The organism is Paraburkholderia sp. (genome assembly GCF_034668105.1).
In the GTDB taxonomy this organism is placed as follows: Bacteria; Pseudomonadota; Gammaproteobacteria; order Burkholderiales; family Burkholderiaceae; genus Paraburkholderia.
This window is the reverse complement of record NZ_JAXDPY010000660.1, coordinates 1-4,832: the sequence shown is the minus strand read 5'-3', so window position 1 is coordinate 4,832 and position 4,832 is coordinate 1. Positions and strand designations below refer to the sequence as shown.

The 4,832-nt window shown below is 63.7% G+C and carries 7 protein-coding genes and 1 pseudogene; 1 reads left to right on the top strand and 7 read right to left on the bottom strand.

The features are described 5' to 3' along the window. The 3 genes and pseudogenes from QOC89_RS29325 to QOC89_RS29315 all read right to left on the bottom strand — a co-directional run. Positions 1–227 (bottom strand): annotated as a pseudogene (locus QOC89_RS29325) (glyoxalase superfamily protein); the annotation flags it as partial. 69 nt (positions 228–296) lie between these two features. Next, positions 297–539 (bottom strand): DUF6566 family protein, encoded by a 243-nt coding sequence (locus QOC89_RS29320; RefSeq protein WP_323048239.1) that lies wholly within the window; start codon positions 537–539, stop codon positions 297–299. A gap of 110 nt (positions 540–649) precedes the next feature. Further along, a complete protein-coding gene (locus tag QOC89_RS29315; RefSeq protein WP_323048238.1) occupies positions 650–847 on the bottom strand; it encodes a hypothetical protein in 198 nt (65 codons plus the stop codon). Between the two features lie 271 nt (positions 848–1,118). Here QOC89_RS29315 and QOC89_RS29310 point away from each other — a divergent pair, with 271 nt between their 5' ends. Then, positions 1,119–1,406: a hypothetical protein gene (locus QOC89_RS29310; RefSeq protein ID WP_323048237.1), complete on the top strand. Its 288-nt coding sequence runs from the start codon at positions 1,119–1,121 to the stop codon at positions 1,404–1,406. Between the two features lie 3 nt (positions 1,407–1,409). On the opposite strand, the gene QOC89_RS29305 is transcribed toward QOC89_RS29310, so the two are convergent. From QOC89_RS29305 to ssuD, 4 genes are all read right to left on the bottom strand, one after another. Beyond that, positions 1,410–1,625: a TOBE domain-containing protein gene (locus tag QOC89_RS29305; RefSeq protein ID WP_323048236.1), complete on the bottom strand. Its 216-nt coding sequence runs from the start codon at positions 1,623–1,625 to the stop codon at positions 1,410–1,412. Between the two features lie 63 nt (positions 1,626–1,688). Further along, positions 1,689–2,690 carry an ATP-binding cassette domain-containing protein gene (locus tag QOC89_RS29300; RefSeq protein WP_323048235.1) on the bottom strand — a complete coding sequence of 334 codons (1,002 nt, stop codon included), beginning with the start codon at positions 2,688–2,690 and terminating at the stop codon, positions 1,689–1,691. Then, positions 2,687–3,553 carry an aliphatic sulfonate ABC transporter permease SsuC gene (gene ssuC, locus QOC89_RS29295; protein ID WP_323048234.1) on the bottom strand — a complete coding sequence of 289 codons (867 nt, stop codon included), beginning with the start codon at positions 3,551–3,553 and terminating at the stop codon, positions 2,687–2,689. The genes QOC89_RS29300 and ssuC overlap by 4 nt, the downstream gene beginning before the upstream one ends. A 55-nt stretch (positions 3,554–3,608) precedes the next feature. After that, positions 3,609–4,769: an FMNH2-dependent alkanesulfonate monooxygenase gene (gene ssuD, locus QOC89_RS29290; protein ID WP_323048233.1), complete on the bottom strand. Its 1,161-nt coding sequence runs from the start codon at positions 4,767–4,769 to the stop codon at positions 3,609–3,611. Positions 4,770–4,832: the final 63 nt, after the last annotated feature.

Here is a 4,832-nt window from a genome sequence, read left to right as displayed (position 1 = left end):
CAATGTCCTGCACCGGCACGAAAATCGTCGAGCCCGCCGTCGCGTCGCCGTGATGCTCGCTCAAGTGCAGAATCAGTTCGGAGCGGCGCACCTGCATGCAGAGCGGCAAATTCGCGTCGAAGCGGTGTTTCCCAGTCGACGGTGAAGCCGAGAAAGTCCACGTAAAATTCCCGGGCTTTCTCTTCAGAAAAAATACGGATGATCGGAATGGCACGTGCGAGATACAACGCCGCCTCGGCGAGTCGTCAAGAATCCGTCAGCTTAATCGAACCCGTTTGCCGACTCACACGTCGTGGCTATGCGACGAGGCCGGCATCGATCATTTCGCGCGCCGCATGGAAACCTGCTTCGGCGGCGGCATGCTCGGTAGCCCACAGGCTGCTGATATGCACGAGCCGCCAGTCGACCACCACGGCGTCGCCCCGCAAAATCCGAAAATGCGCCTTGACGCCGGTGAGCACCTGTTCGACCGCGACTTCGACCTCGTAGTCCAGATAGCGCTCCTGATAGTCGCCCATGTCGAGGCCATTGGGCTCCATGTTCGCCTCCGTGGTGTCTTTAGCGCGGTTGGTGAAATTCCGTAGGCCACATTTGTCCGCCGGGCCGCCCGCGCGGCTCGGAACATGCAATGGGCCGCCTTATCCGACGATCAGTCGCAATCGCCGGAAAGGTACTGCCGCCCGTTGCAGGTGATCTCGACTTCCCCGCCGCTCGCTGCGGCGGCGAGTCCATTCGCCAGCAATTCCGCGGTGACGGATGGCGCGAACTTCGGCATGGACTGTCCCACGCCGACATCGTTCAGGCGCCGCAATGCTTCAACCGCTTCAGGACTCAATGACTTCGACATGGCCGTCTCCGTCGTGATACTCGATTCATCCTAGCAAGTTTCGCGGCCGCATGCAGGGGCCGCGTCGAGGCATAGGTGTTGCGTGCCAATACGTTGCGCGATGGCACTGTATGCGCGCCCCTGCTTGCCGGGCATCGAGTTGATCAGATAGGGACTGGATGCGCCGGGGTCTGAATGCAACGCGACGCGCGAATTTTCCGCGCTGACCCGGGTCTACCGCACAAGTGTGGCCGCAGCGAAACCAACAAGCCGCATCGAAAAGGAGAGCGAGATGGAGAGATACAGACTGGTAGCGCTGACGGCAGGCGCGGCGCTCGCGATAGCCGGCGCGTGCGGCACCGTGGCGTTCGCACAAACATTCGCACAAACCTCAAACCCGGCGCTCAAGACGCAAGCGGCCCCGCGCAATGGCGGCGCTTCGATGGTCAAGCCGCCCGAGGCGGCCTCCGGCTCAGGCGGTGCGAGCAATCCGGACAATATGCCGATCAAGCGCCCGCGCAAGCCGACCAACGACAAGATGATGCACGAGCCGCCCGCCAGTGCCGCCAACGCGAAATAGCGCTTACAGACGCGCGATCGACACCTCCGTCGACTTCACCAGCGCGACCACTTCCGAGCCGACCTTCAGCTCGAGTTCGTCGACGGAACGCGTGGTGATCACCGAGGTGACGATACCGAACGGCGTATCCACATCGACTTCGGACACGACCGGCCCGCGGATGATTTCCTTGATCTTGCCTTTGAACTGATTACGTACGTTGATTGCGGAAATGCTCATGTCGAGTGGCTCCAGGAAAATCGATTGAAAAGCGGCGATTGAAAAACGGTCAGTCAACAGATATCAGACGGCCCAGCGGACGTCTGTCGGCCGCCTGAGGCGGCTCTCGTCACGTGCGTCGTAAGCGCGATCGGCCAGCGCGGCGTCGTTCGGCGCGGTCTTCAGGACGCGTTGCAACACATGTTCTTCCAGCGCGGCAAAACCGGCCGACGCACGCGCCCGCGGACGCGCCAGCGGCACCGGCTGATCGAGCGCGATGCGCCCGTCTTCGATCAGCAGAATCCGGTCGCCCAGGGCGACGGCTTCATGCACGTCGTGCGTCACCAGCAGTGCGGTAAATCGATGTTCGCGCCACAGCCGTTCGATCAGCGCGTGCATTTCGATGCGGGTCAACGCGTCGAGCGCGCCGAGCGGTTCGTCCAGCAGCAGCAATTGCGGCCGATGCACCAGCGCCCGCGCGAGCGCCACCCGCTGACGCTGACCGCCGGACAATTGCGCCGGCCAGTCGTTGGCGCGTTCGAGCAGGCCGACTTCGGCGAGCACGGCACGGGCCTCGTCACGCGCGCTGCGGCCGAGGCCGAGCATCACGTTCTGCAGCACGCTCTTCCAGGGCAGGAGCCGCGCGTCCTGGAACATGATGCGGGTGTCGAGCGGCCGGCCGTCTTCGGTGCGCTTTTCGAGCACGCCCGAGGTGGTCTTTTCCAGACCCGCGACCAGCCGCAACAAGGTCGATTTTCCGCAGCCGCTGCGCCCGACAATCGCCACGAAACTGCCGCGCTCGATCGACAGATCGAAATCGGACAGCACCTTGCGCTCGCCGTACTGCTTGCCGACGCCGCGCAACTCGACCGAATAATCGGCGGAACGGCGCGCGTCGTTGCGGGTTAGCGCGGCCGCCGCCGGCAGCGCGCCGGCGCGTTGGTTTTCGCGTGCCGCGGTATCGGTGCGCTCGAAATCCGCGGCTTCGTCCGCGTCATGATCGGCGGTGCGCGGTTGCGCCAGTTCGGCTTCGAGATCGCTGCCCGCGATGCCGCCGAACGACGCCGACAGGGTCGTTGCGTTCATGCTTTCGCTCCTCGTTGATAAGCCGGATGCCAGCGCAGCGTGACACGCTCGAGACCCTTGGCCAGCACGTCCGCGAGTTTGCCGAGCGCCGCGTACAGCAGGATGCCGACCACCACCACATCGGTTTGCAGGAATTCGCGTGCGTTCATCGTCATGTAGCCGATGCCCGATTGCGCGGAAATGGTTTCGGCGACGATCAGCGTGACCCACATCAGCCCCAACGCGAAACGCACGCCGACCAGAATCGACGGCAACGCGCCCGGCAAGATCACGTGCCGGTACAGTGCGAAACCCTTCACGCCGTAACTGCGCGCCATCTCGGTCAGATTGGCGTCGACCGAGCGGATGCCGTGAAACGTGTTCACGTAGATCGGGAAAAATACGCCCAGTGCGACGAGAAACAGCTTCGCCTCTTCCTCGATACCGAACCACAGGATCACGAGCGGGATCATCGCCAGCGCGGGAATGTTGCGGATCATCTGCACGGTCGAATCGAGTGCGATTTCGACGGGCTTGAAGAGACCCGTTGCAAGGCCGAGCACGAGCCCGATACTGCCGCCGACCGCGAAGCCCGACACCGCGCGCCACGTGCTGACCTTGACGTCGGCCCACATTTCGCCGGACTGGATCAGCGACCACGCGGCCTTCACGACCGCGAGCGGCTCGGGCAGCACGCGCGTCGAGAGAATCCCGCTACGCGCGGCGAATTCCCACGCCAGCAGAATCGCCAGCGGCGCGAGCCACGGCGCGAGATGCGCGCCGATGCGGCGCAGCAGGCCGGCACGCGCGTCTGCACGCACGCTGGCACTCGCATCTACACCTGACCGTGTGCCTCGTTCCACACTTACAGTGGATGGAGCCATGATGATTTCCTCATTGCCTATCGATGGACGTTGTTGCCGGACCGGCCGACGCTGCTCAGCGCGAGTTCGCCGCCTTCGGCAGATGGTTGCCGCCGACGATCTCGCCGAACGGACCCGACAGCGGACCGCCGGCCGTCTTGCTCTTACGCCCCGGCAGCAGCGGAAACACCAGTTCGGCGAAGCGATACGACTCTTCGAGATGCGGATAGCCGGACAGGATGAAGGTGTCGATACCAAGCTCCTGATATTCCTTGATCAGCGCCACGACCTGCTCGGGGTTGCCGACAATCGCCGTACCCGCGCCGCCTCGCGCGAGACCCACGCCCGCCCACAGATGCGGATAGACCTCGAGCTCCGCGCGACCGCCTCGCTTGCCGCCGTGCAATGCCGCCATCCGGCGCTGTCCTTCCGAATCCATCTTCGAGTACGAAGCCTGCGCGCGGGCAATCGTTTCGTCGTCGAGCTTGCTGATCAGCTTGTCGGCGGCGGCCCATGCTTCTTCTTCGGTCTCGCGCACGATCACATGCAGGCGAATGCCGAACTTGATCGTGCGGCCACGTGCTTCGGCGCGCGCGCGAACGTCGGCGACCTTTTTGGCGACTGCCGCGGGCGGCTCACCCCACGTCAGATACGTGTCGATGTGATCGGCCGCGATGTCGTGCGCAGCCGCCGACGACCCGCCGAACCACAGCGGCGGATGCGGGTTCTGCAACGACGGAAACAGCACCTTGCCGCCCTTCGAGGTCAGATGCTTGCCTTCGAAGTCGATCGCTTCTTTGGTATGCGCGGCGCTCAGCAGATTGCGCCAGATGTGCAGGAATTCGTCGGTGATTTCATAGCGCGTGTCGTGATCGACGAACACGCCGTCGCCTTCCAGCTCACCCGGATCGCCGCCGGTCACGACGTTGATCAGCAAGCGCCCATTCGACACCCGGTCGAAGGTCGCCGCCATGCGCGCCGCCAGACCCGGTGACGAAATGCCCGGACGGATCGCCACCAGAAACTTCAGACGTTTGGTCGCGGCCATCAGGCTCGATGCGACGACCCATGCGTCTTCGCACGAACGGCCCGTGGGCAGCAGCACGCCCTCGTAGCCGAGCGTATCGGCGGCCACGGCGATCTGCTGGAAGTAGTCGAAATCCGCTGCGCGTGCGCCTTGGGACGTACCGAGATAGCGGCCATCGCCGTGAGTCGGAATGAACCAGAACACATTCATTTACTGCTCCTGCTTGTTCGAAACTGGATTGAATGGAGACGTGTGTCACGACGGTGCGTCGAG

What these genes read in the sequence shown, in the direction of transcription:
- QOC89_RS29305 (WP_323048236.1), bottom strand. Translation starts at nt 1,625, where the DNA reads ATGAGCATTTCCGCAATCAACGTACGTAATCAGTTCAAAGGCAAGATC.
- QOC89_RS29320 (WP_323048239.1), bottom strand. Translation starts at nt 539, where the DNA reads ATGGAGCCCAATGGCCTCGACATGGGCGACTATCAGGAGCGCTATCTG.
- QOC89_RS29310 (WP_323048237.1), top strand. Translation starts at nt 1,119, where the DNA reads ATGGAGAGATACAGACTGGTAGCGCTGACGGCAGGCGCGGCGCTCGCG.
- ssuD (WP_323048233.1), bottom strand. Translation starts at nt 4,769, where the DNA reads ATGAATGTGTTCTGGTTCATTCCGACTCACGGCGATGGCCGCTATCTC.
- ssuC (WP_323048234.1), bottom strand. Translation starts at nt 3,553, where the DNA reads ATGGCTCCATCCACTGTAAGTGTGGAACGAGGCACACGGTCAGGTGTA.
- QOC89_RS29300 (WP_323048235.1), bottom strand. Translation starts at nt 2,690, where the DNA reads ATGAACGCAACGACCCTGTCGGCGTCGTTCGGCGGCATCGCGGGCAGC.
- QOC89_RS29315 (WP_323048238.1), bottom strand. Translation starts at nt 847, where the DNA reads ATGTCGAAGTCATTGAGTCCTGAAGCGGTTGAAGCATTGCGGCGCCTG.